Here is a 2154-nt window from a genome sequence, read left to right as displayed (position 1 = left end):
CTGTATGAATCCCGCCTGAAGGGAAAGCTGCACGTAATCAGCAAGCGATATACGCAGCGAATTGAGCGGCATAACCTGAATCTGAGGCAGCACCTGGCACGGCTGGGACGGAAGTCGCTGTCGTTCTCAAAATCGGTGGAGCTGCATGACAAAGTCATCGGGCATTATCTGAACATAAAACACTATCAATAAGTTGGAGTCATTACCGAGTTGTCGGTAAAGTTGTGCTGGAAATGCGCGATCTGGGGCAGGAACCAAAGCATATTGTTATCGCAGGCGTATTACGTACAGCATTAGCCAATAAACGCATTCAGCGCAGTGAGCTGGATAAGCAGGCGATGGAAACCGTCATTAACGCACTGGTAAAATGACCATTCAGGATGAGGCGGTAAGCTTCATCCTGATATTCTTGCTTCAGTTGCGGTCCAGTTAATCATTCTAAATAACAACTGCTGAAATTATACGAATTGCGGTATGTATTTTAATTTATAACGATAATATTATTTTTATTTTCTGCAATGAACGTCACAAATAATTGTCGCTTAAGTTAAATTTATTTCAAATGATAATAAATATCAGTTCACTTATAATTTCTTGCTTTGTAATTTTAATTGATAACGATCAATGTTAAGGGCTCAGAATAATCACATTATTTTTTCTCCTAACCATAAAGGATTAGTTTATCGGCGTTAAATCTTTTCTCATACACTATCGGGTTAGGGAAAATATCTGGTGTTGGGGACAGAGTCAGCAGCGTATTAGTTGAATGCTTAATATCAGGCTGCTGAATTGTCAGCACGGTGTTTGCGAAGAGGATGCGAAATAAATGAACCCGGTTGATCGTCCACTATTAGATATTGGCTTAACGCGATTAGAATTCTTGCGTATATCAGGAAAAGGCCTTGCTGGTCTAACAATTGCCCCTGCGTTACTGTCACTTTTGGGTTGCAAACAGGAAGATATTGATAGCGGCACAGTAGGGTTGATAAATACACCCAAAGGGGTGCTGGTGACCCAGCGAGCGCGATGCACGGGTTGCCACCGCTGTGAAATCTCTTGTACCAACTTCAACGATGGCTCAGTAGGGACATTCTTCTCCCGTATCAAAATCCATCGCAATTATTTCTTTGGCGACAACGGGGTTGGCTCTGGCGGCGGCCTGTATGGCGATCTCAACTATACCGCGGACACCTGCCGTCAATGCAAAGAGCCGCAATGCATGAACGTCTGCCCGATTGGTGCGATTACCTGGCAGCAGAAAGAAGGCTGTATTACCGTCGATCATAAACGCTGTATTGGCTGTAGCGCCTGTACTACGGCATGCCCGTGGATGATGGCCACCGTAAATACCGAAAGTAAAAAATCCTCGAAATGTGTGTTATGCGGTGAATGTGCAAACGCCTGCCCAACAGGGGCGTTAAAAATTATCGAGTGGAAAGATATTACTGTGTGAATCTTGCAAAGGAAAAAATCATGGCTAACGGTTGGACAGGTAATATATTAAGAGTCAATCTCACGACAGGAAATATTACCCTCGAAGATTCCAGTAAGTTTAAAAGTTTTGTCGGTGGCATGGGCTTCGGCTACAAAATTATGTATGACGAAGTACCGCCAGGCACGAAACCTTTCGATGAAGCGAATAAATTAGTCTTTGCTACCGGCCCATTAACTGGATCTGGTGCCCCCTGTAGTTCTCGCGTAAATATCACCTCACTTTCTACTTTTACCAAAGGAAATTTAGTTGTCGATGCCCATATGGGTGGCTTTTTTGCAGCGCAAATGAAATTCGCTGGATACGACGTCATTATTATCGAAGGGAAGGCGGGTAATGACTCCAACTTATTGATAGTGTTTTATGTTCAGATAATGCCCGATGACTTTGTCATGCAGCTCCACCGATTTTGAGAACGACAGCGACTTCCGTCCCAGCCGTGCCAGGTGCTGCCTCAGATTCAGGTTATGCCGCTCAATTCGCTGCGTATATCGCTTGCTGATTACGTGCAGCTTTCCCTTCAGGCGGGATTCATACAGTGGCCAGCCATCCGTCATCCATATCACCACGTCAAAGGGTGACAGCAAGCTCATAAGACGCCCCAGCGTCGCCATAGTGCGTTCACCGAATACGTGCGCAACAACCGTCTTCCGGAGCCTGTC

3 protein-coding genes and 2 pseudogenes are annotated in these 2154 nt (G+C 45.0%); 4 read left to right on the top strand and 1 reads right to left on the bottom strand.

Annotated elements, in window-relative coordinates:
• The 4 genes and pseudogenes from BGK49_RS26980 to BGK49_RS13115 all read left to right on the top strand — a co-directional run.
• Window positions 1-192, top strand: a 192-nt coding sequence (locus BGK49_RS26980) for an IS1 family transposase (RefSeq protein WP_000718190.1), incomplete at its 5' end; no start/stop codon positions are given.
• Entirely contained in the window at window positions 189-371 is a 183-nt protein-coding gene (fumD, locus tag BGK49_RS13125; protein WP_032335688.1) for a fumarate hydratase FumD, read from the top strand. The genes BGK49_RS26980 and fumD, both read left to right, overlap by 4 nt.
• A 455-nt stretch (window positions 372-826) precedes the next feature.
• Window positions 827-1453 carry a ferredoxin-like protein gene (locus BGK49_RS13120; protein ID WP_001070230.1) on the top strand — a complete coding sequence of 209 codons (627 nt, stop codon included), beginning with the start codon at window positions 827-829 and terminating at the stop codon, window positions 1451-1453.
• 20 nt (window positions 1454-1473) lie between these two features.
• Window positions 1474-1824: pseudogene (locus BGK49_RS13115) on the top strand (aldehyde ferredoxin oxidoreductase N-terminal domain-containing protein); the annotation flags it as partial.
• 15 nt (window positions 1825-1839) lie between these two features.
• On the opposite strand, the pseudogene BGK49_RS26975 reads toward BGK49_RS13115, so the two are convergent.
• A pseudogene (locus tag BGK49_RS26975) lies at window positions 1840-2154 on the bottom strand (IS1-like element IS1B family transposase); the annotation flags it as partial.

The organism is Shigella sp. FC1544 (genome assembly GCF_001722145.1).
Taxonomy (GTDB): Bacteria; Pseudomonadota; Gammaproteobacteria; order Enterobacterales; family Enterobacteriaceae; genus Escherichia; species Escherichia coli.
Note: the sequence above shows the minus strand (reverse complement) of the source record. Positions and strands in the feature narration are given on the sequence as shown.